The organism is Pseudomonas sp. BO3-4 (assembly GCF_034044115.1).
In the GTDB taxonomy this organism is placed as follows: Bacteria; Pseudomonadota; Gammaproteobacteria; order Pseudomonadales; family Pseudomonadaceae; genus Aquipseudomonas; species Aquipseudomonas alloputida.
In genome coordinates this window covers 3735111-3761927 of the sequence record NZ_CP139018.1, presented here as the reverse complement: position 1 = coordinate 3761927, position 26817 = coordinate 3735111, and the positions used below count along the sequence as shown (strand labels likewise).

17 protein-coding genes and 1 pseudogene are annotated in these 26817 nt (G+C 63.1%); 13 read left to right on the top strand and 5 right to left on the bottom strand.

Features of this window, described 5'->3' with window-relative positions:
- Positions 1–8: 8 nt before the first annotated feature.
- Positions 9–881 (bottom strand): MurR/RpiR family transcriptional regulator, encoded by an 873-nt coding sequence (locus REH59_RS17460; protein WP_012052078.1) that lies wholly within the window; start codon positions 879–881, stop codon positions 9–11.
- A 142-nt stretch (positions 882–1023) separates the two neighbouring features.
- On the opposite strand from REH59_RS17460, the gene REH59_RS17455 reads away from it, so the two are divergent.
- The 3 genes from REH59_RS17455 to REH59_RS17445 all read left to right on the top strand — a co-directional run bounded on the left by REH59_RS17455 (position 1024) and on the right by REH59_RS17445 (position 5078).
- A complete protein-coding gene (locus tag REH59_RS17455; protein ID WP_003247726.1) occupies positions 1024–2049 on the top strand; it encodes an Ldh family oxidoreductase in 1026 nt (341 codons plus the stop codon).
- A gap of 163 nt (positions 2050–2212) precedes the next feature.
- The gene (locus tag REH59_RS17450) at positions 2213–3409 is read left to right on the top strand and encodes an aromatic amino acid transaminase (RefSeq protein WP_014860259.1); all 1197 of its coding nucleotides are present in this window, start codon (positions 2213–2215) and stop codon (positions 3407–3409) included.
- 388 nt (positions 3410–3797) lie between these two features.
- A complete protein-coding gene (locus tag REH59_RS17445) occupies positions 3798–5078 on the top strand; it encodes a serine/threonine transporter (protein WP_012052080.1) in 1281 nt (426 codons plus the stop codon).
- Between the two features lie 71 nt (positions 5079–5149).
- Here the strand turns inward: REH59_RS17445 and REH59_RS17440 are convergent.
- A pseudogene (locus tag REH59_RS17440) lies at positions 5150–6332 on the bottom strand (MFS transporter).
- A 300-nt stretch (positions 6333–6632) separates the two neighbouring features.
- Here REH59_RS17440 and tpx point away from each other — a divergent pair.
- From tpx to REH59_RS17410, 6 genes are all read left to right on the top strand, one after another.
- Positions 6633–7133, top strand: coding sequence for a thiol peroxidase (gene tpx, locus REH59_RS17435; RefSeq protein WP_012052082.1), 501 nt, complete (start codon positions 6633–6635; stop codon positions 7131–7133).
- Positions 7134–7480: 347 nt separating this feature from the next.
- Positions 7481–8788, top strand: a complete 1308-nt coding sequence (locus REH59_RS17430) for an MdtA/MuxA family multidrug efflux RND transporter periplasmic adaptor subunit (RefSeq protein ID WP_003247736.1) — start codon at positions 7481–7483, stop codon at positions 8786–8788.
- Complete coding sequence (locus REH59_RS17425; protein ID WP_003247738.1) at positions 8785–11883, top strand: MdtB/MuxB family multidrug efflux RND transporter permease subunit; 3099 nt, start codon at positions 8785–8787, stop codon at positions 11881–11883. The genes REH59_RS17430 and REH59_RS17425 overlap by 4 nt, the downstream gene beginning before the upstream one ends.
- Positions 11880–14987, top strand: coding sequence for an efflux RND transporter permease subunit (locus tag REH59_RS17420; RefSeq protein WP_014860261.1), 3108 nt, complete (start codon positions 11880–11882; stop codon positions 14985–14987). Before REH59_RS17425 ends, REH59_RS17420 begins: the two co-directional genes overlap by 4 nt.
- Positions 14984–16474 (top strand): efflux transporter outer membrane subunit, encoded by a 1491-nt coding sequence (locus REH59_RS17415; protein WP_012052084.1) that lies wholly within the window; start codon positions 14984–14986, stop codon positions 16472–16474. The genes REH59_RS17420 and REH59_RS17415 overlap by 4 nt, the downstream gene beginning before the upstream one ends.
- A 130-nt stretch (positions 16475–16604) precedes the next feature.
- Positions 16605–18692 (top strand): putative bifunctional diguanylate cyclase/phosphodiesterase, encoded by a 2088-nt coding sequence (locus REH59_RS17410; protein WP_064614243.1) that lies wholly within the window; start codon positions 16605–16607, stop codon positions 18690–18692.
- Positions 18693–18743: 51 nt separating this feature from the next.
- On the opposite strand, the gene REH59_RS17405 is transcribed toward REH59_RS17410, so the two are convergent.
- Positions 18744–19004 (bottom strand): DUF1652 domain-containing protein, encoded by a 261-nt coding sequence (locus tag REH59_RS17405; RefSeq protein WP_003247746.1) that lies wholly within the window; start codon positions 19002–19004, stop codon positions 18744–18746.
- Positions 19005–19278: 274 nt separating this feature from the next.
- Positions 19279–19926 (bottom strand): DUF1345 domain-containing protein, encoded by a 648-nt coding sequence (locus REH59_RS17400; RefSeq protein WP_003247748.1) that lies wholly within the window; start codon positions 19924–19926, stop codon positions 19279–19281.
- Between the two features lie 173 nt (positions 19927–20099).
- On the opposite strand from REH59_RS17400, the gene pgm reads away from it, so the two are divergent.
- The 4 genes from pgm to REH59_RS17380 all read left to right on the top strand — a co-directional run bounded on the left by pgm (position 20100) and on the right by REH59_RS17380 (position 25742).
- Positions 20100–21737 (top strand): phosphoglucomutase (alpha-D-glucose-1,6-bisphosphate-dependent), encoded by a 1638-nt coding sequence (gene pgm, locus REH59_RS17395; RefSeq protein WP_012052086.1) that lies wholly within the window; start codon positions 20100–20102, stop codon positions 21735–21737.
- A 78-nt stretch (positions 21738–21815) separates the two neighbouring features.
- Entirely contained in the window at positions 21816–22328 is a 513-nt protein-coding gene (locus tag REH59_RS17390) for a sigma-70 family RNA polymerase sigma factor (protein ID WP_320450334.1), read from the top strand.
- Positions 22325–23269, top strand: coding sequence for a FecR domain-containing protein (locus tag REH59_RS17385; RefSeq protein WP_320450333.1), 945 nt, complete (start codon positions 22325–22327; stop codon positions 23267–23269). Before REH59_RS17390 ends, REH59_RS17385 begins: the two co-directional genes overlap by 4 nt.
- Before the next feature lie 67 nt (positions 23270–23336).
- Positions 23337–25742, top strand: coding sequence for a TonB-dependent receptor (locus REH59_RS17380; RefSeq protein WP_014860264.1), 2406 nt, complete (start codon positions 23337–23339; stop codon positions 25740–25742).
- A 125-nt stretch (positions 25743–25867) separates the two neighbouring features.
- Here the strand turns inward: REH59_RS17380 and REH59_RS17375 are convergent, their stop codons facing one another.
- A complete protein-coding gene (locus REH59_RS17375) occupies positions 25868–26806 on the bottom strand; it encodes a LysR family transcriptional regulator (protein ID WP_014860265.1) in 939 nt (312 codons plus the stop codon).
- Positions 26807–26817: the final 11 nt, after the last annotated feature.

Here is a 26817-nt window from a genome sequence, read left to right as displayed (position 1 = left end):
CACTCTTGCTATTGTTGTTTGCCCGTCGACCACGAGGTGTAGCCGACGAATTCGTTATGTAGAGCGGCAGTTGCTTCCAAGCGTTTTTCAACATCCGGTCCGAGCTTCTTGCAGACCTCGTTGACCATCAGATGCACCCACGACAGCATCGTCGAGGTGGATTCCCAGAACAGGTTGAACTCGGTGGGGATGCGGAACACCTCGTCGGCATTGGCATCCGCCCAGTCACAGAAGGTGTCGGTCACCAGAGTGACCGCAATGCCAGCCTCGCGCGCCTTCTGGCACAGCATCAGGGCATGGCGGGAATAACGGCGCGCCTCGAACACCACCAGGGCGCTGTCTTCGGCGCGGCCCAGCAGCACTTCGCCGAAGTGCCCGGCGCTGATGTCGACCAGTTGCACGCCATCGCGCAGGTATTGCAGCAGGTGGCTCATGCACATGGCGATGCCGCGCTCGGTCTGGAAGCCGGCGATGAACACCCGCGGTTTGCTCGCTAGGCGTTGCGCCACGTTGTGCCAGGCGGGGCTCTGGCGGTATTCGTGTACGCGCACCAGGGCGGCGATTTCCAGCTCCAGGCTGCCGGCGTTGTCGCTGGCGTCCTGGTTCTGGCGGTAATCTTGCAGGCGATCACCTACCAGCCACGGGCCATCGCCCAGATCGTTCTGCAGGTCTTGCTTAAGCGCCTTGAGGTGGGCATAACCCAGGGAGCGACAGTAGCGCCCGACGCTGGATTCGCTGACGCCCAGCTTGGCGGCAATGCTGGCCGAGGTCTGGAACGGCAGTTCGTGCAGGTTGGCAAGCATGTAGGTGGCGATCTTGCGACCCGAGGCAGCGGCCCCTTCGAGGCTGTTTTCCAGGCGTTGCTTGATCAGTTGGCTCATGCTGCGGCTCCAGGGGTGAGGCTTGGGAAGAAAATGAATGTTTTCTGTCATCAAGTCAACATTTGACAGATTACTGTCACATGAAGGAAAGTTTTTGTCGTTGCAACGCTGTAGCCATTCCAAAATCAACAAGGAGCTTCAGATGTCCGCACCTTCCACCAGCACCGTTGTGCGCGTGCCTTTTACCGAGCTGCAAAGCCTGTTGCAGGCCATTTTCCAGCGCCATGGGTGCAGCGAGGCCGTGGCCCGGGTGCTGGCCCACAACTGCGCCAGCGCCCAGCGTGATGGCGCCCATAGCCATGGGGTGTTCCGCATGCCCGGTTATGTCTCGACCTTGGCCAGCGGCTGGGTCGATGGCCAGGCCACGCCACAGGTCAGCGACGTGGCCGCCGGCTATGTGCGTGTCGATGCTGCGGGCGGTTTTGCCCAGCCAGCACTGGCGGCGGCCCGTGAGCTGTTGGTGGCGAAGGCGCGCAACGCAGGCATTGCCGTGCTGGCGATCCACAACTCGCACCACTTCGCCGCGCTATGGCCGGATGTCGAGCCGTTCGCCGAAGAGGGCCTGGTAGCCCTTAGCGTGGTCAACAGCATGACCTGCGTGGTGCCGCATGGTGCGCGCAAGCCGCTGTTCGGTACCAACCCCATCGCTTTTGCTGCGCCTTGCGCCGAGCATGACCCGATCGTTTTCGACATGGCCACCAGTGCCATGGCCCATGGCGATGTGCAGATTGCCGCGCGCGCCGGCCAGCAATTGCCGGAGGGCATGGGGGTGGATGCCGATGGCCAGCCGACCACCGACCCGAAGGCGATCCTGGAAGGCGGCGCCCTGCTGCCATTTGGCGGGCACAAGGGCTCGGCGTTGTCGATGATGGTCGAGCTGCTGGCGGCGGCGCTGACCGGCGGTCATTTCTCCTGGGAGTTCGATTGGTCCGGGCATCCGGGGGCGAAAACGCCATGGACCGGGCAGTTGATCATCGTCATCGACCCAGGCAAGGCCGAGGGCGAGCGCTTTGCCCAGCGCAGCCGCGAGCTGGTGGAGCACATGCAGGCGGTGGGGCTGACGCGCATGCCGGGCGAGCGGCGCTACCGTGAGCGCGAGGTGGCCGAGGAGGAGGGGGTGGCGGTGACCGAGCAGGAGTTGCAAGGCCTGAAGGAGCTGCTTGGCTGATCTGGCCCCTTCGCGGGTTTACCCGCGAAGAATCCAGCCCTCATCCCCGGTCATGCAATGTTGCATAGACAACCTTGCACAATAGTGGATGTTCCTGAGCCCGCTCTGCGGGTATGCTCAACACTGACTTTCCGTACCGTCCTGATCCAAGGAGCTGCACGCTGTGTTCAAACATGTCGATGCCTATGCCGGCGACCCGATCCTCTCGTTGATGGAAACCTTCAAGGCCGACCCGCGCGCCGACAAGGTCAACCTGAGTATTGGCCTGTACTACGATGAGGCCGGCGTGGTGCCGCAACTGGCGGCGGTGGATGCGGTGGAAAAACGCATTGCCGGTCAGGACCACGAAGCCTCCCTGTACCTGCCGATGGAAGGCCTGGCCAGCTACCGCCAAGCCATCCAGGCGCTGCTGTTCGGTGCTGATCACCCGGCCGTGACCGGCGGCCGGGTGGCCACCGTACAGACCGTGGGTGGCTCCGGCGCCCTGAAGGTTGGTGCCGACTTCCTCAAGCGCTACTTCCCGCAGTCCGAAGTCTGGGTCAGCAACCCGACCTGGGACAACCACCGCGCCATCTTCGAAGGTGCAGGCTTCAAGGTGCACACCTACCCGTACTTCGACCAGACCACCCGTGGCGTGGACTTCGACGGCATGCTGGCCACCCTGCAGAGCCTGCCGGCCAACAGCGTGGTGCTGCTGCACCCGTGCTGCCACAACCCTACCGGTGCCGATCTGCAGCAGCACCAGTGGCAACAAGTGGTCGAAGTGGTCAAGGCGCGCCAGCTGATCCCGTTCCTCGACATCGCTTATCAAGGCTTCGCCGAAGGCCTGGTAGAAGACGCCTACGCTATCCGCGAAATGGCCCGTGCCGGCGTGCCGTGCCTGGTCAGCAACTCCTTCTCGAAAATCTTCTCGCTGTATGGCGAGCGGGTGGGCGGCCTGTCGGTGGTGTGCGATGACGAGGCCACTGCCCAGAGCGTGCTTGGCCAGCTGAAGGCCACCGTGCGCCGCAACTACTCCAGCCCGCCCAACTTCGGCGCCCAGCTGGTTGCCGGCGTACTGAGCGATGCTGGCCTGAATGCCCAGTGGGCCGAAGAAGTCGAAGTGATGCGCAAGCGTATCCTCGACATGCGCCAGGCGTTGGTCGATGCCCTGGCCGTGCTGCTGCCGGGCCAGGACTTCCAGTTCTTCCTGCGCCAGCGCGGCATGTTCAGCTACACCGGCTTTAGCGTCGAGCAGGTACGTCGCCTGCGTGACGAGTTTGGCGTGTACCTGATCGACAGCGGCCGTGTGTGCATGTCCGGCCTGCGCCCGGCCAACCTGCAACGGGTTGCCGAAGCGTTCGCTGCCGTTCAGAAGTAACTCGCCAGCCACGGCCCCTCCTGCGGGGCGCGGTTGGACTTTGTGGGAGCGGCCTTGCGTCGCGAAAGGGGTGCGGAGCGCCCCCACGATTGCAGCTCTGCCGCTGAAATTGCTGGGGCCGCTTTGCGGCCCTATCGCGACGCAAGGCCGCTCCCACAGGCGGCCCCCAGAGGCGGCCCCACAGGCTCCCAAGCCGCTACATTCCATCGATCGACACCAGCAATGCCTTCCACTTGTAAAGACAAGTGCAACCGCTCCTCGGAAAAGGGCTTCGCAAGTGCAACCTTTCCGTGCACAATCGCGCCCCTCTTTTCCGGTTGAGTTGGGCGAAACGTCTATTTCGCCATTCTCAGCCTGTTGCAGTCTTGCGAGTGGAGCTTCACCCGGAATGAATGAGCAGGCCCCAAGCGTTGAACAACGCTTTGCAGAATCGACCCCCGCCGCCCTCGGCACTTGGGCGCGTCACGACACCACCTGGATGCTGGGCCTGTTCGGCACAGCCATCGGCGCCGGGACACTGTTCCTGCCGATCAACGCCGGCCTTGGCGGCTTCTGGCCGCTGTTGATCCTGGCCGTGCTGGCCTTCCCGATGACCTATTTCGCCCATCGCGGGCTGACCCGCTTCGTCCTTTCCGGGCGCGATGGCAGCGACATCACCGAAGTGGTCAAGGAGCATTTCGGCATCACCGCCGGTGCCTCGATCACCGTGCTGTACTTCTTCGCCATCTTCCCGATCCTGCTTATCTACAGCGTGGCGCTGACCAACACCGTGTCCAGCTTCATGGAACACCAGCTGCACATGCAGCCGCCGCCTCGGGCAATCCTGTCATTCGTGCTGATCCTCGGCCTGCTGGCCATCGTGCGCTGCGGGGAGCAGGCCACGGTCAAGGTCATGAGCCTGCTGGTCTACCCGTTCATCGTTGCGCTGGCGTTGCTGGGCCTGTACCTGGTGCCGCACTGGACCGGTGGCATTCTCGACAGCGCCACAGAGGTGCCGCCGGCCTCGGCCTTCCTGCACACCCTGTGGCTGGCCATTCCTGTGATGGTGTTCTCGTTCAACCATTCGCCGATCATCTCGGCCTTTGCCGTCGACCAGAAGCGCCGTTACGGCGAGCACGCCGATGAGCGCAGCGGCCAGATCCTGCGTCGTGCCCACCTGCTGATGGTGGTGATGGTGCTGTTCTTCGTGTTCAGCTGCGTGCTCACCCTGAGCAGCGCCCAGCTGGCCGAAGCCAAGGCGCAGAACCTGTCGATCCTATCGTACCTGGCCAACCACTTCAGCAACCCGACCATCGCGTTCGCTGCGCCGTTGATCGCCTTCGTGGCCATCGCCAAGTCGTTCCTCGGCCACTATATCGGTGCCAGCGAAGGCCTGAAGGGCATCATCGCCAAGACCGGTGCGCGCCCAGGCGCCAAGGCCCTGGACCGCGTGGTTGCCGCACTGATGCTGGTGGTGTGCTGGATCGTTGCCACCCTCAACCCAAGCATTCTCGGCATGATCGAGTCGCTCGGCGGCCCGATTCTCGCGGTGCTGTTGTTCCTGATGCCGATGTACGCCATTCGCCGTGTGCCATCGATGCGCAAGTACAGCGGTGCGGCCTCCAACGTGTTCGTCGTTGTGGTCGGCCTGGTTGCGCTGACTTCGGTGGTGTACGGCCTTGTAAGCTGATTCACCCGTTTCATTCAAGAATGCCCGGGTCGCTTGTCGCCACCCGGGCATTTTTTTGCCTGATCAAGGGTTCAGCAGCGTTGCATTCCATCGTCCTTGGTGCATGCAAGCAGCCACCCTCCGCACAGGCTGGCCACCACGAACAGCACGCCCAAGCCTGCCGGTAGCTCGCTTTCCAAACCTGCGACCACACGTCAAACCGGCACCGGCGAACAGCAATGTCGTATTGAGCGACGCTGCCGCACCTGCCTGACGCGGATAGCGCGCCAAAGCCTGGGTCGTTGCGGCGGGGCGTACCAGGGTTGTCCCGGTGGTACAGACAATCATCGGCAGTAGAACACCCAGCACAGATAAACCTGCTACCCATTCCCACATCAAAAGGGTGATGCCCGCCGTACTTATAAGCAGCAAGCCTGCTTTTATTTGAGCTTGCGGGCTTACGCGACTGTTCAAGTAGGTCGCAGCCATGCCGCCGACGATGTATGCCAACCCATAGCCGATAAAGACCAGAGAAAATTGATAGGCCGTCAGCTCTAGCCTGCCCATCAGCAGCAAGGGCGCTATGACGATAAAGGAAAAATGGCAGGCAAAGGCGAGGCTGGAGAGCATGGCATGCGCGAGATAGTCCGTGTCTCGCAGCATCACCCGATAACTGGACATGCTTGGCGCCCGGTCATGCGACGCAGGTGCGTCATGGAGCAGCACACACGATAGAAGTGAAACGATTGCAGCGATGATCACGAATACCGTAAAGCTTGCCTTCCAGCCAAACGACTGTTGAAGAAAGGCACCTGCCAGCGGTGACAGGGAGATGAACAACCCGCTCGTGCTTGTTAACAGGATGCGCATGGCATTGCGTTGTGTACCGCTGTAGAGGTCCTGCACAAGCGCCTGGCCTAGCACGAGGCTGCCGCAACCCAGGGCCTGCACCAAGCGAAAGGCCATGAACGTTTCATATTGGGTTGAAAATACGCAACCGAGCGCCCCCACAATAGATACGCTCAACCCAGCGAGCAACAAACGCTTGCGCCCGATGCCATCCGACAGTGGGCCGATCACGATTTGCGCCATGGCCACACCGACAGCAAAAAAGCTCACTGAGTACGCAATCTGTTTTGTGTCGACCCGAAACTCATCTGAGAGCGCAGGGAATGATGGGAGGATCACGTCCAGAGGAAACACACCCAGCAGACATAACAAAATCAGCAATGTCGAGCACAGGTGGCGCCGGAGCGAACCAGCGGGGCGGTTCATGCCATTAACTCCTCGATTGGAACTGCAAGAAATAGCTTTCGTCATCCAGTAAATCAGTACGCTAAAGATGTACAAGGTGAGCTTGGTAGCGAAACTTCCGATAGAGGTGTAGGAATTGTAGGGAGAGGCCGGGATGGGCGTTCGGCAACGGTGAGGCAACTGGCCGTAACCGCGGCTATCGGCATTTTTTGTCCACAAAAATCGTCCGGCAATGGAACAATTTCACCTGCCCCCATAGGCACCCGGCTGCCTTCATGCTTAACTCAGTGTCCTTTTCAAACCCCGCATAAGGATTTTGTCATGGCTCAAGTGACTCTCAAAGGCAACCCGGTCCAGGTCAACGGTAACCTGCCACAGGCCGGCGCCCAGGCTCCGGCTTTCTCCCTGGTAGGTGAAGGCCTGGCTGACAAGTCGCTGAAAGACTACGCCGGCAAGCGCAAGGTGCTGAATATCTTCCCAAGCGTCGATACCCCAACCTGCGCCACCTCGGTGCGCAAGTTCAACGCCCAGGCCAACGACGTTGCCAACACCGTGGTGCTGTGCATCTCGGCTGACCTGCCGTTCGCCCAGGCACGTTTCTGCGGCGCCGAAGGGCTGGACAATGTGAAGAACCTGTCGACCCTGCGTGGCCGCGAGTTCCTCGAAAACTACGGCGTAGCCATCGCCGACGGCCCGCTGGCCGGCCTGGCCGCCCGCGCCGTGGTGGTGCTGGACGAGAACGACAAGGTGCTGCACAGCGAACTGGTTGGCGAAATTGCTGACGAGCCGAACTACGACGCGGCGCTGGCTGTACTGAAGTAAGGATTGCGTGGGGCAGGGCGGGCGTCTGTAGCCTGTGATGGCCTCTTCGCGGGTAAACCCGCTCCTACAACGTGCGGCACAGGTTTCAACGGCTGTGACATCCCCGTAGGAGCGGGTTCACCCGCGAAGGGGCCAGACCAGGCAACCGAACCTTCAGGCCCGCCACCGCTCCAAGCAACACCCTGTAACGGCCCGGAACACGTTCCGGGCCGTTTTCATTTAAAATTCCGCCGCTTGGCAACGTCAGGCAAAGGTAAACCTCTGGTAAAGGCCCTTTGCTAAAACGATGGCAGTGCTTATCGTTCATCCTCCCCAAGTCGTCATTCCGAACAAGGTTCGTTCAACCCATGCAAGCGTCCAATTCCCGTTCCCTTCGTCGCTGGCTCGTCGGCCTGCTGATCCTGCTGCTGGTGGCTGCACTGGCCTGGTGGCTGTGGCCCGCAGCGACGCCTGCGCATAAAGAAGCCAGTGGCATGCGCGGTGGCAAGGGCATGGGCATGATCGGCGGCCGCCCAGGTTTTGGCGGCTCCAGTGACCCGGTACCCGTACGTGTCGTGCCGGTGCGGACAGGCGACTTCCCCCTCTACTACAAAGCCTTGGGCACGGTCACCGCGACCAATACGGTCAATGTGCGCAGCCGCGTGGCTGGCGAACTGGTGAACATCCACTTCAAGGAAGGCCAGCGCGTCAAGGCTGGCGACCTGCTGGCCGAAATCGACCCGCGCCCTTATCGCATCGCCCTGCAGCAGGCCGAAGGCACCTTGGCGCAGAACCAGGCACAGTTGAAGAACGCTCAGGTCGACCTGGCCCGCTATAAAGGCCTGTACGCTGAAGACAGCATCGCCAAGCAAACCCTGGACACTGCCCAAGCCCAGGTTGCGCAGTTCCAGGGGCTGGTCAAGACCAATCAGGCACAGGTCAACGACGCCCGCCTGAACCTCGATTTCACCCAGATCCGTGCGCCGATCAGTGGCCGTGTGGGCCTGCGCCAGCTCGATCTGGGCAACCTGGTGGCCGCCAACGACACCACCGCGCTGGTAGTCATCACCCAAACCGAGCCGATCAACGTCGCCTTCACCCTGCCGGAAACCGAACTGAGCACTGTGCTGGAGCGCTACCGCAGTGGCGCCAGCCTGCCGGTCGAGGCCTGGGACCGCGGTGACAGCAAGCTGCAGTCCACCGGTGTGCTGGGCAGCATCGACAACCAGATCGACACCACCACCGGCACGCTGAAGTTCAAAGGCCGCTTCGAGAACAAGGACCTGGCCCTGTTCCCCAACCAGTTCGTCAACGTGCGCTTGCTGGCCGACACCCTCAAGCAGGTGGTCATGGCCCCGGCCGCGGCCATCCAGTTTGGCAACGATGGCACCTTTGCCTATGTGGTCAACGAGAAGAGCACCGTCAATGTCCGCAAGCTCAAGGTGGGCGCCAGCGATGGCGAGAACAGCGTCATTCTCGACGGCTTGAAGGCCGGCGATCGCCTGGTGCTGGAAGGCACCGACCGCCTGCGCGAAGGCACCCAGGTGGAAGTGGTCGAAGACAGCTCGCAAGTGCCGACCACCCCGGGCCAGCACCTGCAAGGGCAGGAAACCAAGGGCGCGGCGCAAACAGATGAAGCACAACCTGGCAACACAGCAGGCAAGGCGGGCGCATGAACCTCTCGCGCCTGTTCATCCTGCGCCCGGTCGCCACCACGCTGAGCATGCTGGCCATCGTGCTGGCTGGCCTGATCGCCTACAAGTTGCTGCCGGTTTCCGCCTTGCCGCAGGTGGATTACCCGACCATTCGCGTCATGACCCTGTACCCCGGCGCCAGCCCGCAGGTGATGACCAGCGCTGTCACCGCGCCACTGGAGCGCCAGTTCGGCCAGATGCCGGGCCTGGAACAGATGGCCTCGACCAGTTCTGGCGGCGCGTCGGTGCTGACCTTGCGTTTCAACCTCGACATGAACATGGACGTTGCCGAGCAGCAGGTGCAGGCCGCGATCAACGCCGCCAGCAACTTGTTGCCCAGTGACCTGCCGGCACCGCCGGTGTACAACAAGGTCAACCCGGCCGACACCCCGGTGCTGACCCTGGCCATCTCCAGCAAGACCATGCCGCTGCCCAAGCTCAACGACCTGGTCGATACCCGCGTGGCGCAAAAGCTGGCGCAAATCAGCGGCGTGGGCATGGTCAGCATTGCCGGTGGCCAGCGCCAGGCGGTACGCATCAAGGTCAACGTCGACGCCCTGGCGGCCAATGGCTTGAATCTGGATGACGTGCGCACGCTGATCGGTGCCTCCAACGTCAACCAGCCCAAAGGCAACTTCGACGGCCCGACCCGGGTGTCGATGCTCGATGCCAACGACCAGCTGCGTTCTCCCGAGGAATACGCCAACCTGATCCTGGCCTACAACAACGGTGCGCCGCTGCGCCTGAAAGATGTGGCCGAAATCGTCGACGGCGCCGAGAACGAGCGGCTGGCCGCCTGGGCGAACGAGAACCATGCTGTGCTGCTGAACATCCAGCGTCAGCCGGGCGCCAACGTGATCGAAGTGGTCGACCGCATCAAGGACCTGCTGCCGTCGATCACCGACAACCTGCCGGCCGGCCTCGATGTCTCGGTGCTGACCGACCGCACCCAGACCATTCGTGCCGCGGTCAAGGACGTGCAGCACGAACTGCTGATCGCCATCGTTCTGGTGGTGATGGTCACCTTCGTCTTCTTGCGCCGCTTCAGCGCCACCCTCATTCCGTCGATTGCCGTGCCACTGTCGCTGATCGGGACGTTCGGGGTCATGTACCTGGCCGGGTTCTCGGTCAACAACCTGACACTCATGGCCCTGACCATCGCCACCGGCTTTGTGGTCGATGATGCCATCGTCATGCTGGAGAACATCTCCCGGCATATCGAAGAGGGCGAGACGCCCATGCAGGCGGCGCTCAAGGGTGCCAGGCAGATTGGCTTCACCCTGATTTCGCTGACCTTCTCGCTGATTGCGGTCCTGATCCCGTTGCTGTTCATGGCGGACGTGGTCGGTCGCCTGTTCCGCGAGTTCGCCATCACGCTGGCAGTCGCCATTCTGATTTCCCTGGTGGTGTCCCTGACCCTGACACCGATGATGTGCGCGCGTCTGCTCAAGCGCGAGCCCAAGGAAGAAGAACAAGGCCGCTTCTACCGTGCCAGTGGCGCCTGGATCGACTGGCTGATCAAGCACTACGGCAGTGCCCTTCAGTGGGTGCTCAAGCATCAGCCGCTGACCTTGCTGGTGGCGGTGGCCAGCCTGGTGCTCACGGTGTTCCTGTACATGGTCGTGCCCAAGGGCTTCTTCCCGGTGCAGGACACGGGGGTGATCCAGGGTATTTCCGAAGCGCCGCAGTCCACCTCGTTCGCCGCCATGAGCGAACGTCAGCAGGCCCTGAGCAAGGTCATCCTGCAAGACCCGGCCGTGCAAAGCCTGTCGTCCTACATTGGCGTAGACGGCGACAACGCCACGCTCAACAGTGGTCGCCTGCTGATCAACCTCAAGCCCCACGGCGAGCGCGATGTCAGCGCCAGCGAAGTGATCAGCCGCCTGCAGCCGCAGGTCGATCGGCTGGTGGGCATCCGCCTGTTCATGCAGCCGGTGCAAGACCTGAGCATCGAGGACCGGGTCAGCCGGACCCAGTATCAGTTCAGCCTGTCGTCGCCGGACGCCGACCTGCTGGCGCAGTGGAGTGGCAAGCTGGTGCAGGCGCTGCAGCAGCGCCCGGAACTGGCCGATGTGGCCAGCGACCTGCAGGACAAGGGCTTGCAGGTGTACCTGGTCATCGACCGTGACATGGCCAGCCGCCTGGGGATCAGCGTGTCGCAGATCACCAATGCCCTGTACGACGCCTTCGGCCAGCGGCAGATCTCGACCATCTACACTCAGGCCAGCCAGTACCGCGTGGTGTTGCAGTCCAAGGACGCCGCCACGATCGGCCCGCAGGCGCTGGAGTCGATCCACGTCAAGGCCACCGATGGCGGCCAGGTGCGCCTTTCGGCGCTGGCGCGGATCGAGCAGCGTCAAGCCCAGCTGGCTATTTCTCACATCGGCCAGTTCCCGGCAGTGACCTTGTCGTTCAACCTGGCTCACGGCGCGTCGCTGGGCGAAGCCGTGCAGGTGATCGAGCAGGTGCAGCAGGACATCGGCATGCCGCTGGGTGTGCAAACCCGCTTCCAGGGTGCGGCCGAGGCCTTCCAGGCATCGTTGTCGAGCACCTTGCTGCTGATTCTGGCGGCGGTGGTGACCATGTACATCGTGCTGGGGGTGCTGTACGAAAGCTACATCCACCCGATCACCATCCTCTCGACCCTGCCGTCGGCGGCGGTCGGTGCCTTGCTGGCTTTGCTCATCAGCGGTAACGACCTGGGCATGATCGCTATCATCGGCATCATCCTGCTGATCGGTATCGTCAAGAAGAACGCGATCATGATGATCGACTTCGCCCTGGAGGCCGAGCGCCACCAGGGCATGAGCCCGCGTGATGCCATCTACCAGGCGGCGCTGCTGCGCTTCCGGCCGATCCTGATGACCACCCTGGCCGCGCTGTTTGGTGCGGTGCCGCTGATGCTTGCCACCGGTTCCGGTGCCGAACTGCGCCAGCCACTGGGCCTGGTGATGGTCGGCGGGTTGCTGGTCAGCCAGGTGCTGACGCTGTTCACCACCCCGGTCATCTACCTGTACTTCGATCGCCTGGCCCGCCGCCTGCGCCCGGCCACTGACGTGAAGCAGGCCCAGGCATGAACCTGTCTGGGCCTTTCATCCGTCGCCCGGTGGCGACCATGCTGTTGAGCCTGGCAATCATGCTGCTGGGTGGGGTCAGCTTTGGCTTGCTACCGGTGGCGCCACTGCCGCAAATGGACTTCCCGGTGATCGTGGTGTCGGCGAACCTGTCCGGTGCCAGCCCCGAGGTCATGGCGTCCACCGTGGCCACACCGCTGGAACGCAAGCTGGGCAGCATTGCCGGCGTCACCACGCTCACCAGCAGCTCCAACCAGGGGTCGACACGGGTAATCATCGGCTTCGAGATGGGCCGTGACATCGATGGCGCAGCCCGTGAGGTGCAAGCGGCGATCAACGCTACCCGCAACCTGCTGCCCAGTGGCATGCGCAGCATGCCCACCTACAAGAAGATCAACCCGTCGCAGGCGCCGATCATGGTGCTGTCGCTGACTTCGGATGTGTTGCAGAAAGGCCAGCTGTATGACCTGGCCGACACCATCCTTTCACAGAGCCTGGCTCAGGTATCGGGGGTAGGGGAGGTGCAGATCGGCGGCAGTTCGCTGCCTGCCGTGCGCATTGCCGTCGAGCCGCAACTGCTCAACCAGTACAACCTGTCGCTGGACGAAGTGCGCACCGCCGTGTCCAACGCCAACCAGCGCCGGCCCATGGGCTTTGTCGAGGACACCGAGCGCAACTGGCAGGTGCGGGCCAACGACCAGCTGGAAAGTGCCAAGGATTACGAGCCGGTGGTGATTCGCCAGCAGAACGGCACCATTCTGCGCCTGTCTGACGTGGCGACTGTCACCGACGGCGTTGAAAACCGTTACAACAGCGGCTTCTTCAACGACCAGGCAGCGGTGCTGCTGGTGGTCAACCGCCAGACCGGCGCCAACATCATCGAAACGGTCGACCAGATCAAGGCGCAGCTACCGGCACTGCAGTCGTTGCTGCCCGCCAGCGTGCAACTGAACGTGGCCATGGACCGCTCGCCCGTGATCAAGGCCACCCTCAAAGAGGCCGAGCACACCCTGCTGATCGCCGTGGTGCTGGTGATCCTGGTGGTCTACCTGTTCCTCGGCAGCCTGCGCGCCTCGCTGATCCCCAGCCTGGCGGTGCCGGTATCGCTGGTGGGTACGTTCGCAGTCATGTACGTGTGCGGTTTCTCGCTCAACAACCTGTCGCTGATGGCGCTGATCCTTGCCACCGGGCTGGTGGTGGACGATGCCATCGTGGTGCTGGAAAACATCTCCAGGCACATCGAGAACGGCCAGCCACCGATGAAGGCGGCCTTCCTGGGCGCCAAGGAGGTGGGCTTCACCTTGCTGTCGATGAACGTGTCGCTGGTGGCGGTGTTCGTCTCCATCCTGTTCATGGGCGGCATCGTGCGCAACCTGTTCCAGGAGTTTTCCATCACCCTGGCGGCGGCGATCATCGTCTCGCTGGTGGTGTCGCTCACCCTTACACCGATGCTCTGCGCCCGCTGGCTCAAGCCGCACCAGGCCCAGCAGACACGCCTGCAGCGCTGGAGCGACAAGCTGCATCAGCGCATGGTTGCTGCCTATGACCGCAGCCTGGGCTGGGCCCTGCGCCACAAGCGCCTGACCCTGCTCAGCCTGTTGGCCACCATCGGCATCAACATCGCCCTGTACGTGGTGGTGCCCAAGACGCTGATACCCCAGCAGGATACCGGCCAGTTGATGGGCTTCATCCGGGGTGACGACGGCCTGTCGTTCACGGTGATGCAGCCGAAGATGGAAATCTACCGCCGCGCCTTGCTGGCCGACCCGGCAGTACAGAGCGTTGCCGGTTTCATCGGTGGCAACAGCGGTACCAACAACGCCATGGTGCTGGTGCGCCTGAAACCGATCAGCGAGCGCAAGATCGATGCGCAGAAGGTGATCGAACGCCTGCGCAAGGAGCTGCCCAAAGTGCCCGGCGGGCGCCTGTTCCTGATGGCCGACCAGGACCTGCAACTGGGGGGCGGTGGGCGTGACCAGACCTCCTCTCAGTACCTGTATACCCTGCAAAGTGGCGACCTGGCGGCGTTGCGCGAATGGTTCCCCAAGGTGGTCGCGGCGCTGCGTGCACTGCCTGAGCTGACCGCCATTGACGCCCGCGATGGTGCCGGTACCCAACAGGTGACGCTGGTGGTCGACCGTGACCAGGCCAAGCGCCTGGGCATCGACATGGACATGGTCACCGCAGTACTGAACAACGCCTACAGCCAGCGGCAGATCTCCACCATCTACGACAGCCTCAACCAGTACCAGGTGGTGCTCGAGATCAACCCGAAATACGCCTGGGACCCGAGCACGCTGGAGCAAGTGCAGGTGATCACCGCCGACGGCGCCCGGGTACCGCTGTCGACCATCGCCCACTACGAGAACAGCCTGGCCAACGACCGGGTCAGCCACGAAGGCCAGTTCGCCTCGGAAGACATCGCTTTCGACGTCGCCGAGGGCTACAGCCCCGATCAGGCCATGGCGGCACTGGAGCGCGCGGTGGCCAAACTGGGGCTGCCCGAGGAGGTGATTGCCAAGCTCGGCGGCACTGCCGATGCCTTTGCCCAGACCCAGCAGGGCCAGCCATTCATGATCCTTGGCGCACTGCTGCTGGTGTACCTGGTGCTGGGCATTCTGTATGAAAGCTACATTCACCCGTTGACCATTCTCTCGACACTGCCTTCGGCGGGCGTCGGTGCCTTGCTGGCACTTTACGTCACCGGTGGCGAGTTCAGCCTGATCTCGTTGCTGGGGCTGTTCCTGTTGATCGGGGTGGTGAAAAAGAATGCCATCCTGATGATCGACCTGGCGTTGCAACTGGAGCGCCATCAGGGCTTTTCGCCGGAAGAGTCGATCCGCCGGGCCTGCCTGCTGCGCCTGCGGCCGATCCTGATGACCACCCTGGCAGCGATCCTTGGCGCATTGCCGTTGCTGCTGAGCCAGGCTGAAGGCGCAGAAATGCGTCAGCCGCTGGGCCTGACCATCATCGGTGGCCTGGTGTTCAGCCAAATCCTCACCCTTTATACGACGCCGGTGGTTTACCTGTACCTGGACCGCCTGCGCCACCGTTTCAACCGTTGGCGCGGCGTGCGCACCGACGCCGCCCTGGAAACCCCGCTATGACTTTTGCCCAGACCCCACTTCACCGTGCCCTGCAGGCACTGACCCGTGGCCGTGGCTCGCGCCTGCTTGGTGCCGGGTTGTGCGTGGCCTTGCTCAGTGCCTGTACCCTGAGCCCGGACTACCACCGCCCCGAGCTGAACAGCACGGCGGCGCAGTTCAAGCATGCCGAAGGTTGGACCCAGGCCTCGCCGTCCGACGCCATCGCCCGTGGCGCCTGGTGGGAAATCTACGGTGATGCCGGGCTCAACGCGCTGGTCGAAGAGCTTAACCGCAGCAACCAGACCGTGGCGCAATCAGAAGCCCAGTACCGCCAGGCCCAGGCGCTGGTGCGCAGCAGCCGTGCGGCGCTGTTCCCCAGCCTGGACCTGAGCGCCAGCAAGAACCGTTCGGCGCAGGGCACCGGCAGCTCCAGTTCCAGCCTGTCCAATAACAGCAGCGGCATTCGCAACACCTACAACGCGCAGTTGGGCGTGAGCTGGGAGATCGACCTGTGGGGCAAGCTGCGCGAAACCCTGAATGCCAACGAGGCCAGTGCCGAAGCGAGTTTCGCCGACCTTGCGTCGATCCGCTTGAGCCAACAGTCGGAGCTGGTGCAGAACTACCTGCAATTGCGGGTGATCGATGAGCAGAAGCGCTTGCTGGAAGCCACCGTGGCGGCTTATGAGCGCTCGCTGCGAATGAACGAAAACCAGTACCGCGCCGGTGTCGCCGGCCCGGATGCCGTGGCCCAGGCCCGTACGCAGCTCAAAAGCACCCAGGCTGACTTGATTGACCTGATCTGGCAGCGTGCGCAGTTCGAAAACGCCATCGCCGTGCTGCTGGGCAAGACGCCTGCCGACTTCGCCCTGGCCGACAGCAAGGCGATTCCCGCGTTGCCGCAAATACCGGTTTCGCTGCCTTCGCAGCTGCTGGAGCGGCGCCCGGACATCGCGGCAGCCGAACGCAACGTGATGGCGGCCAACGCCAACATCGGGGTGTCGCGGGCAGCCTACTTCCCGGACCTCAGCCTGAGCATGAGTGGTGGTTATTCCAGCAGCAGCTTCAGCAACTGGATCGAGTTGCCCAACCGCTACTGGTCGGTAGGCCCGCAGTTGGCGCTGACCCTGTTCGACGCCGGCAAACGCAGCGCCGAGGTCGACCGCACGGTGGCCGTGTATGACCAGACGGTGGCGCAGTACCGCCAGACCGTGCTGGACGGCTTCAAGGAAGTGGAAAACCTGCTGGTTCAACTGAAGGTGTATGGCGATGAAGCCGTGGTGCGCCAAGAGGCGCTTGACGCCGCCCGTGAGTCGTTGCGCCTGACCGAAAACCAGTACCGTGCCGGGCTGATCGGCTATCTGGATGTGGTCAACGTGCAAACCACGGCGCTGAGCAACGAGCGCAGTGTGCTGAACCTGCTGCAAGGGCGCCTGGTGGCCAGTGTGCAACTGGTGGCTGCGTTGGGCGGCGGCTGGGATGCAGAGCAGGCGTTTGCCGAGCAGAATTGACCAAACGCAGAGGGGGTGGGCTGGGGTTATTGGATCCATTCTCATTCGCAAAAACCCCGTGCGTTTTGCTTAAGCTTGAGTACAATCGTCAGCTTTTGCCGGGCCCCCTGTCCCGGCGCTGGAACTCTCAATGCTGACCGGTAGCTACTCCTCTTCGCTGGTGTTGATTTCGCTGTGCGTGGCGATCCTGGCATCCTATACCGCCCTTGACCTGACCGGCCGCATCGCCACGGCCAAGGGCCGCGCTGCCTGCCTGTGGATGGGCGGCGGTGCGTTGGCCATGGGCATCGGCGTGTGGTCGATGCACTTCATTGGCATGCTTGCCTTCAGCTTGCCCATCGACTTGGGGTACGACCTGGCCCTGACCGCGTTTTCGCTGCTGATCGCTGTGCTGTCCTCGGGCTTTGCCTTGTGGCTGGTCAGCCAGCCGAGCCTGCCAGCGCCGCAGTTGGGGTTTGGCGCGCTGATCATGGGCGCCGGTATCGCTTGCATGCACTACACCGGCATGGCTGCCCTGCGCATGCTGCCGGGCATCGATTACGACCCGACGTTGTTCGGCGCTTCGCTGCTGATTGCCGTAGGCGCCTCGGCGGCGGCATTGTGGATTGCCTTCCGCCTGCGCACACACACACCCTATATACGGCAGATCCGCGGTCTGGCGGCGGTGGTCATGGGCGTTGCCATCGTGGGCATGCATTACACCGGCATGGCAGCGGCAAACTTCCCCGAGGGCAGCTTCTGCGGCGCGCTGGGGGGCGGGTTGCAGGGGGACAGCCTGGTTTACCTGGTGCTGATCACCACGCTGGCAGTACTGGCAGTGGCTTTGCTGACTTCGGTGCTGGACGCGCGTCTCGAGGCGCGTACTGCCGAGTTGGCCCGTTCGCTGACCTTGGCCAACCAGGAACTGACCCAACTGGCCTTGCACGACACCCTCACCGATCTGCCCAACCGTACCCTGCTGGCGGACCGCATCGAACAGGCCATCGCCAAAGTGGCGGAGCAGGGTGGTTGTTTTGCCCTGATGTTCATTGATCTGGACGGCTTCAAACCCGTCAACGATGCCTTTGGCCATCATATCGGTGACCTTCTGCTCAAAGCGGTGGCGGCCCGCCTGCGCGGCCACCTGCACAGCCAGGACACGCTGGCACGGATTGGCGGCGACGAATTCGTGCTGCTGGTGGAACTGCAGGAGCCGAACGATGCCATGGACGTGGCGGTCAAGCAGGTCAACCTGGTGTCCCGGCCTTTCCGCGTGGCCGAGCACGACCTGCAACTGTCGGCGAGCCTGGGCATCGTTCTGTACCCGGGCAACGGCCAGGACCAGCATGAGCTGCTGCGTAACGCCGACGCTGCCATGTACCATGCCAAGAGCGCCGGCAAGAACGGTTACAGCTTCTTCGATGTGTCGATGAACAGCAACGCGCGCCAGCAGTTGCAGCTGCTGCAGGACCTGCGCCTGGCGCTGGAGCAGCGCCAGTTCCGCTTGCATTATCAGCCCAAGTTCGACGCCCAGGCCTGCCAGCCGATCGGTGCCGAAGCGTTGCTGCGCTGGGAGCACCCGCAGCAGGGCCTGCTGCTGCCTGACCGCTTCATCGGCCTGGCAGAAAAGACCGGCCTGATCATCCCCATTGGTGAGTGGGTACTCACTGAGGCCTGCCGTCAGATGCGTCAGTGGCTGGACCAGGGGCACCATGGCTGGCGCATGGCGGTGAACCTGTCGGCCATCCAGTTCTGCCATGCCGGTCTGGTCGACAGCGTGGCCCGCGCCCTGCAGCAGAACGGCTTGCCAGCCAACTGCCTGACACTGGAAATTACCGAAACCACCGCCATGCACGATGCCGACGCCAGCCTGACCGTGCTGCAGCGCCTGTCCGACATGGGCGTGGATTTGTCCATTGATGACTTTGGTACGGGCTATTCCAGCCTGATGTACCTCAAGCGCCTGCCAGCCAACGAGCTGAAAATCGACCGCGGCTTCGTACGCGACCTGGAGCAGGACAGTGACGATGCAGCGATTGTTTCGGCAATCGTCGCACTGGGCCAGGCGTTGGGCCTGCGTATCGTTGCCGAGGGGGTTGAAACCGACAAGCAGCAGGACTTCCTGACCCGTCTGGGGTGTGATTCGTTGCAGGGCTACCTGCTGGGCCAGCCTGTGCCGGCCGAGCAGTTCATGAGCAAATTGCAGGCCATGGGCCCGGAACTCACTGCTGCAGGCTAGGCGCTGTATGAAAAGCCTTGATACTCGGTGAGGCTGCGTTGAAAACAGAGCCTAGACTGCATCGCGCAAGGTAAAGGCGGGTATGAAGGCGTCCATTTCCGCCTCGACGGCCTCGATGATGCGCTCTACATCGGCGGCGGCCATGATCGCTGCACAGGGGATGCCCGCAATCGCCAGCAGGGTTTCACCGCTGGCGCGGTCGAACAGCCGCGCAACCATGCTGCGTGGCGCATCCATGCTGGCCTCGAAACCCAACGGATGGAAATGCCAGCGCATCACCTGGCAGGCGTTGGGGAACGTCATCTTGTTCATGCCAGCCTCCTTGTCCGTACCTGGACATGATGAGCGGGTGGCCACATCGATGCGGCCGCCGGGAAATTAAAGATAGCACCTGCTACGCGCGATTTTCGCTTGCAAGTACGACAAATGTGCGAATGCTTGACACTGGTCACACCCTTGTCATGGGCGCAGTGTGACGACTGGCTGCATGGCAAACGTTTTCCCGGCCGCAAGGTGCCAGGTAACCATCGGGTTTGGTGACTTTCGCGGACGTTCGACGCGCAGGTTTTTCAGACGAGCGGCTTGGTTAACCCAGCAACCCGGCGGCGATGTTGATAGTGAACCCCAGAATCGCCGTATTGAACACGAAGCCCACCAACGAATGCGCCAGCACTACCCGCCGCAACCCACGCCCGGCGACACCCACGTCCGAGGTTTGCACCGCCACGCTGATGGTGAACGAGAAGTAGTGGAAGTCCCAGTAATCCGGGTTGCGCTCGCCATCAGCGAAGCGCAGTGGGGGTTCGTGGTTTTGCCCGGTGTAGAACAGGCGGGCGTAGTGCAGGGTGAATATGCAGCCGATCAGCAGCCAGGAACCGGCGACGGTCAGGCCGGTGTAGAGATAGTGCACGGCCAGGGCCGTGCCTTGCAGGCCGCGGCTGGAGACCAGTTGCAGGGTGACCGCGGCAAGGCTGGCGATGGCGGCGATGCACACGGTCAGCAGGACCAGGCCTGCGTTCTCGTCTTCGACGCCGGCGACTTTGCGGACCTTTTCCGGGCTGGCTGTCCAGCTCAGGTAGAGCACCAGCAGCAGGTACAGCCACACCCCCAGGTTCCAGCCAGCGAGGATGTGCTGCACGGTATCACCGGCGGGGATCAGCCAGGCGCCAGCGAGGCCGACTGCAGCGGCGAGGCTCAGGCGGGGGTGTGTGCGGGTCAGGCGATGGAAAGCCATGGGGCCTCATTCACAAGGGGTATGGCTTGTACTCTAGACCGTCATAGGGTTGGGTGGGAGGCGCAATACCCTGCAGGGCCTGGGGTTTCTTTGAGTCCCCCATCGCACGGCATTGCAACTCTCAGTACACTGCACGTTCCAACACCAACATCCGTTGAACTCGAGGTTTTTGCATGACGCTCAGTCCTTTGGCAGGCAAGCCGGCTCCGGCCAGCGTGCTGGTCGATATTCCCCGGCTGCTTACCGCCTATTACACGGGCCGCCCAGACGCTGCCGTGGCGGCCCAGCGCGTGGCCTTCGGCACCTCGGGGCACCGGGGCAGTTCGCTTGAATTGAGTTTCAACGAGTATCACGTCCTGGCCATTAGCCAGGCGATTTGCCTGTACCGCCAGGAAAAAGGCATCGATGGCCCGCTGTTCATCGGCGCCGATACCCACGCCCTGTCAGCGCCGGCGACCGCCAGCGCCCTGGAAGTGCTGGCCGCCAACGGCGTGCAGGTGATGCTGTCCAAGGATGACGAATACACGCCGACGCCGGCGGTTTCCCACGCCATCCTCTGCCACAACCGTGGCCGCACGCAGGGCCTGGCTGACGGTATTGTCATCACCCCGTCGCACAACCCGCCGCAAAGCGGTGGCTTCAAGTACAACCCGCCCAACGGTGGCCCGGCCGACAGCGACGTGACCAAGTGGATCGAGGGCAAGGCCAACGAGCTGCTGGCGGCTAACCTGGCGGGCGTCAAGCGCATGGACCATGCCCAGGCGCTGCAGGCGCCGACCACCCACCGCCACGATTACGTCAGCAACTATGTGGCCGACCTGGAAAACGTCATCGATTTCGATGTCATCCGTGGCGCCGGGTTGCGCCTGGGCGTCGACCCGCTGGGCGGGGCAGGGGTACGCTACTGGTCGGCCATTGCCAAGCACTACCAGCTGGACCTGGAAGTGGTGAACACCGAGGTCGACCCGACCTTCCGCTTCATGACCGTCGACTGGGACGGCCAGATCCGCATGGACCCTTCCTCGCCGTATGCCATGCAGGGCCTGATAGGCTTGCGTGAGCGCTTTGACGTGGCCTTCGCCTGCGACCCGGACCACGACCGCCACGGCATCGTCACCCCTGACGGCCTGCTGCAACCCAACAACTACCTCGCCGTGGCCATCGACTACCTGTTCCGCCACCGCCCGCAGTGGCGCACCGACGCCGCCGTGGGCAAGACCGTGGTCTCCAGCGGCCTGATCGACCGCGTTACCCAACGCCTGGGCCGCGATCTGTATGAGGTGCCGGTGGGCTTCAAGTTCTTCGCCCAGGGCCTGTTCGACGGTTCGCTCGGTTTTGGTGGCGAAGAAAGTGCAGGGGCTTCGTTCCTGCGCCGCGATGGCTCGGTGTGGGCCACCGACAAGGACGGGTTGATCCCGGCCTTGCTGGCCGCCGAAATGACCGCCCGTACCGGGCGTAACCCGAGCCAGGCTTATGCCGACCTGACCGAGGCGCTGGGCAAGCCGTTCGCCACCCGTGTCGAGGCCAAGGCCGATGCGCGGCAGAAGGCGTTGCTGAGCAAGCTGGCGCCGGAGCAGGTGAAGTCGACCGAACTGGCCGGTGAGCCGATCGTGCAGATCCTCAGCCACGCCCCAGGCAATGGCCAGGCGATTGGCGGGCTTAAGGTGATGACGGCCAATGGCTGGTTCGCCGCGCGCCCGTCGGGTACTGAAGACATCTACAAGATCTACGCTGAAAGCTTCATCGACGAGGCGCATTTGCAGCGTCTGGTGCAGGAAGCACAAGTGCTGGTCGATGAAGCAATTGCCTGACCGGTAACAAACCGCTTGGTTCTGTGGCGTGATGTAAATTAGAATTAATCTTATTTACTCCGCCGCAGGACCCTCCTCATGATCGACGCCGCGCCGCCACCGGAGCCTGGCCTGCCTGCCCTGTACCGGGAGCATCGCGGCTGGCTTGAAACCTGGCTGCGCCGGCGTATGGGCAATGCCTGGGATGCCGCCGACCTCAGTCAGGATACTTTTCTGCGCATTCTGGCCAGCGCCCAGCCGCTGGCAGACATACGCGTACCGCGTGCCTACCTGCTGACCGTGGGCAAGCGTTTGCTCAGCAACTTCCACCAGCGCCGTAGCCTGGAGCGGGCCTACCTTGATGCCTTGGCGCAGTTGCCCGAGCAACACGTGCCGTCGCCAGAACAGCGCTGGGTACTGCTCGAAACCCTGCAAGCACTGGATGAATTGCTCGACGGCCTCAAGCCGCCGATACGCAAGGCCTTTCTCTGGAGCCAGCTGGAAGGCTTGGGCTACGCCGAGATTGGCCAGCGCCTGGGCGTCTGCCAGCGCTCGGTGAAACGCTACATGGCGCAGGCTTACGAACATTGCCTGTTGGCCGAGTTGCAATGAGCCCCCACCCCCCAGAAACCCGCGAGGCGCTGCGTGCTGCAGCCCGTTGGCTAGCATTACTGGATTCTGGCGACGCAAGCGAATCTGACCTGCAGCGTCTGGCGCAATGGCGCGCCAGCAGTCACCTGCACGAAGACGCCTGGCAAAAGGCATCGCTGCTGCGAGCGCGGTTTGCCGGGTTGCCCGGCGCATTGGCGATGGTCGCCCTGGATCGTCCGGATGCCGGTCGTCGGGCACTGCTCAAACAAGCCCTGGGTGTGACGGCGTTGTTGCCGGTGGCCTGGCTGGTGAGCCGTGAGCTGCCGCTGGATGCCTGGACCGCCGACATGCGCACCGCGGTAGGAGAGCGCAGGCAGGCACTGCTGAGCGACGGCACCTTGTTGCAGTTGAACACCGACAGTGCGGTCGATATCGAGCTGGGTGCAGGCCGCGTGGCACTGCTGCGCGGTGAAGTGGCCGTCAGCGTGCCCGCTAACCTGAGCCTCACCTTGCAGGTGCCTTACGGCCGGGTGGTGCTCAGTGAGGGCGAGGCGTGCCTGCGCCTGCTTGATGAGGCCTGCCGGGTGTCGGCGATCAAGGGGGCGGTCAGCCTGCAGCCGTTGCGGGGTCCAGCCGTGATGCTACAGGCCGGCCAACAGGCCAGTTTGCAGGCGGCCGGCGTTGGCCCTGTCAAAGCGTTCGACGCATGGCAACTGGGCTGGCGCGAAGGTGCGCTACGGCTGGACGACCGCCCGCTGGGCGAGTTGCTGCACGAACTGCGCAGGTATCGCCCCGGCGTACTGCGCTGGGCACCAGAACTGGAGCGCTTGCGTGTTACCGGCACGTTCCGCCTTGACGACACCGACCGGGTGTTGGCCCTGCTCGCCGCCAGCCTGCCGTTGCAAGTGCAGACCCGCACGCGTTATTGGGTGAGCCTGACCGCACGAGAACATCGAGCATGAGGCTGTCCCCTTTTTTTCACTCGCCGGTCATTACCGGTAGGAGAAAATAAAAGGGGAGCCTTGTTCAATGCCTGCAGTAAAAACTTGCCGCCTGCGCCCACTGGCGCGCGCAGCACATCCATTGTTCGCGATGAGCCTGCTGTTGTGTGCACCTGCCTGGGCCGATGAGCCGGCCCGGCGTACGTTCCAGGTGGCGCCAGCCAGCCTGGGTGCCGCTTTGACCCATTTCGCCGACCAGGCCGGTGTCAGCCTTTCGCTGGACCCGGCATTGGTAGAGGGCCGGCAAAGTAACGGCTTGTCCGGTCGTTACAGTGTCGATGAAGGCTTCAACCAGTTGCTGCGCAGTAGCGGCCTGCAGGCGCTACCAGTGGGTGAGGGGGCCTTCACCCTGATGCCGGCCCCCCAGGCCAGTGGCGCGCTGGAAATCGCCCCCACCCGCATCGTCGGCGGCCTGGCCGCAGGCAACGAAACGCAGCCGTATGCCGGTGGCCAAGTGGCACGCCAAGGGGCACAAGGTTTGCTCGGTTCGCGCGACTTCATGGAAACCCCGTTCAGCATCACCAGCTACACCAGCGACCTGGTCAAGAACCAACAGGCGCGCACCTTGGGCGAGCTGATTGCCAGTGACCCTTCAGTGCGTGCTACCAACCCGGCGGGCGGGCGTTTCGAGCAGTTCACCATTCGCGGCTTCAGCCTGTTCAACAGTGATGTGGCCTACAACGGTCTCTATGGCATCTTGCCGACCTATTCGATCGACATGGAAATGGCCGACCGGGTCGACATCATCAAAGGCCCCAGCCAGTTGATCAACGGCATTTCGCCGCGTGGCAGCGTGGGCGGCGGTATCAACGTGCAGCCCAAGCGAGCCGCTGACAAGCCGATCACCGAATTCACCGGCAGCTACGCCTCGGCCGGCCAGGCTGGCGGCGCAGTGGACATCGGCCGTCGCTTTGGTGAAGGCCAGCAGTTCGGCGTGCGCTTCAATGGCGTGAAGCAGGCCGGTGATACCGAATGGGACCACCAGCGCGTCGACCGCGAAATGGCGGTGCTGGGCCTGGATTTTCGAGGCGAGCGCCTGCGTCTCTCGGCAGACCTTGGCCACACCGAGCGCGATACCGACGCCCCGCAGGAGCGTGTGCTGGTTGGTGCCAATGCCAAGGTGCCCAATGCCAATGACGTACGCCACAACTACGCCCAGGCCTGGAGCAAGGCGCGTACCAACGACACCTTCGGTGCGCTGAACGCCGAGTACGATATCAGCGAATCGCTGCTGGCCTATGGTGCGGTCGGTGCGCGCAAGAGCAACCACGACTTCCTGCGCCATAACGTGTCGATCACCAACGATGCCGGCGACTTCACCGTGCAGCCGCGTGACTTTACCCGGGACGAGTCGGTGCGCACCGCCATGGCCGGTTTGCGTCACTGGCTCCATACCGGGCCGGTGAGCCACGAGCTGAACCTGGCCGCCACCTATTACTACATGGACTTCACCAACGGCGGGGCGCGCTATGCCTCGGCGCCGAGCAACCTCTACAACCCGGTGGCCGCACCGACACCCGGTACGCCAACCCGCCTCGACCCCGAGGTCTACACGGAAAACCGCTTCTCCGGCGTGGCCCTGGCCGATACCCTTGGCTTTTTTGACGACCGCCTGCTGTTGACCCTGGGTGCGCGCTGGCAACGGGTGCAGGTGGATGACTGGAGCGACGGCGTCAAAGGCGATACGGGCTATGACGAAGAAAAAGTCTCGCCTTCTGGGGGCGTATTGCTCAAGGTCACCGACCAGCTCTCGTTGTATGCCAACTACATGGAGGGCCTGAGCCAAGGCAAGATCGCCCCCTCGACCTCGATCAACGAAGACCAGATCTTCCCGCCGTTCACCAGCCGCCAGATCGAGGTGGGGGCCAAGTACGACCTCGGCCAGGTGGCCTTTACTGCCAGCGCCTTCCGCATTCGCCAGCCGGCCTACGAGACCAACCCCGCCTCGCGGGTGTTCGGCCCCAATGGCAAGCGTGACAACCGCGGCATCGAGCTGAGTGTGTTCGGTGAGCCGGTGCAGGGCGTGCGGGTGTTGGGTGGGGTGATGTATATCGACAGCGAGCTGACCGACACCGTCGGCGGTGCCTACGATGGCAACCGTGCGCCGGCCACGCCCGAATACAACGTCAATCTGGGGGCTGAATGGGACGTGCCAGGGGTGAGCGGGCTGACCTTCACAGCGCGCGGCATTCACTCCAGCTCGCAGTACCTGGACCAGAACAACAGCAAACGCATCGACGGCTGGGAGCGTTATGACCTGGGCGCACGTTACGCCTTCAAGGTGGACGCCACCGAGGTTACCTTGCGGGCCAGTGTCGAGAATGTGCTCGATGATCGCTACTGGAGCTCGGCAGGGGCGTCGGATGACAGTGAGCCGGGGTTGACCCTGTCCACCCCGCGGACCTATCTGCTCTCGGCCACGGTCGGCTTTTAAACCGAACCCTTGTATACCCAGCGGGAGCGGACGTGCCCGCGAATCTGGCGACTCGGTGCATGGCACCGGCTTCGGCAGTGTTCGCGGCTGAAACCTTTCCCACAGGGGGGCAGTTGCGTAGCTGATCAGCCCGGCGCAAGCGCCCGGCCCAGCTTCTGCGCCTGCCCCTGCAACACCCGCATCAACTGCAGCGCTGCATGCGAGGGCGGCTCGAAGCGCGAATAGACGAAGCTGATATCGAAGTGAATCTCATCGGCCAACGGCACCACCGCGAGCCCGCTGTCCTGTGCAACGAACTCGTCGATCACGCTGATGCCCATGCCTTGCTTGACCAACGCCACAGCCTCGTTGGCATTGGTGAACGACAACAGTGATTTCAGCTGTAGCCCGCGGCGCCCGATGTGTTCGGCCAACAGCTTGCCAAACGGCATGTCGGGCCGGAACAGCAGCAACGCATGGCCCTCCAGCTGCTGCAGGGTCAGCGCGGGCTGACCGGCCAAAGGGTGACCTGGCGGCATCACCACCACCATGCGTCCACGCATGAACGCTTGCGAATGCAGGTGGTCGTGCACCACCTGCAGGGCGGCGATCGACAGGTCGACCTTCTTCGACAAGATCTGGTTGGGCATTTCGCCCATCAACGAGGTTTGCCACTCGATATTCAGTGACGGTGATTCACGCTTGAGCTGGGCCAGGGCCATCGGGATCACCACCGTGGACAACGATGCACTGCACGAGATACGCAACTTGCGCTGGCCGCCAGCGCCCAGCGCCAGGGCACATTCGTTGACCTGCAACGCTGCCTGGTACACCCGCTCGACCTCGCGAAACAGCACCTGCGCTTCGGCCGTCGGCACCAGGCGGTTGTTGACGCGCTCGAACAGCGGGTAGGCCAGGCGCGCTTCGATGTACTGGATCAGCTTGCTCACCGCCGGCTGCGACACATACAGCAATTTGGCCGCCGCGCTGATCGAGCCCGTCAGCATCACCGCCCTGAACACTTCCATGTGCCGCAGCTTGAACACCATGGGGCTTGCGTCTGCGCCTTCGTTGCCAAGCAGCATATGTATTACCT

Bases quoted from the DNA above. Each gene is read 5' to 3' on its own strand.
- REH59_RS17460 (WP_012052078.1), bottom strand. From the start codon at position 881: ATGAGCCAACTGATCAAGCAACGCCTGGAAAACAGCCTCGAAGGGGCC.
- REH59_RS17455 (WP_003247726.1), top strand. From the start codon at position 1,024: ATGTCCGCACCTTCCACCAGCACCGTTGTGCGCGTGCCTTTTACCGAG.
- REH59_RS17445 (WP_012052080.1), top strand. From the start codon at position 3,798: ATGAATGAGCAGGCCCCAAGCGTTGAACAACGCTTTGCAGAATCGACC.
- tpx (WP_012052082.1), top strand. From the start codon at position 6,633: ATGGCTCAAGTGACTCTCAAAGGCAACCCGGTCCAGGTCAACGGTAAC.
- REH59_RS17430 (WP_003247736.1), top strand. From the start codon at position 7,481: ATGCAAGCGTCCAATTCCCGTTCCCTTCGTCGCTGGCTCGTCGGCCTG.
- REH59_RS17425 (WP_003247738.1), top strand. From the start codon at position 8,785: ATGAACCTCTCGCGCCTGTTCATCCTGCGCCCGGTCGCCACCACGCTG.
- REH59_RS17420 (WP_014860261.1), top strand. From the start codon at position 11,880: ATGAACCTGTCTGGGCCTTTCATCCGTCGCCCGGTGGCGACCATGCTG.
- REH59_RS17415 (WP_012052084.1), top strand. From the start codon at position 14,984: ATGACTTTTGCCCAGACCCCACTTCACCGTGCCCTGCAGGCACTGACC.
- REH59_RS17410 (WP_064614243.1), top strand. From the start codon at position 16,605: ATGCTGACCGGTAGCTACTCCTCTTCGCTGGTGTTGATTTCGCTGTGC.
- REH59_RS17405 (WP_003247746.1), bottom strand. From the start codon at position 19,004: ATGAACAAGATGACGTTCCCCAACGCCTGCCAGGTGATGCGCTGGCAT.
- REH59_RS17400 (WP_003247748.1), bottom strand. From the start codon at position 19,926: ATGGCTTTCCATCGCCTGACCCGCACACACCCCCGCCTGAGCCTCGCC.
- pgm (WP_012052086.1), top strand. From the start codon at position 20,100: ATGACGCTCAGTCCTTTGGCAGGCAAGCCGGCTCCGGCCAGCGTGCTG.
- REH59_RS17390 (WP_320450334.1), top strand. From the start codon at position 21,816: ATGATCGACGCCGCGCCGCCACCGGAGCCTGGCCTGCCTGCCCTGTAC.
- REH59_RS17385 (WP_320450333.1), top strand. From the start codon at position 22,325: ATGAGCCCCCACCCCCCAGAAACCCGCGAGGCGCTGCGTGCTGCAGCC.
- REH59_RS17380 (WP_014860264.1), top strand. From the start codon at position 23,337: ATGCCTGCAGTAAAAACTTGCCGCCTGCGCCCACTGGCGCGCGCAGCA.
- REH59_RS17375 (WP_014860265.1), bottom strand. From the start codon at position 26,806: ATGCTGCTTGGCAACGAAGGCGCAGACGCAAGCCCCATGGTGTTCAAG.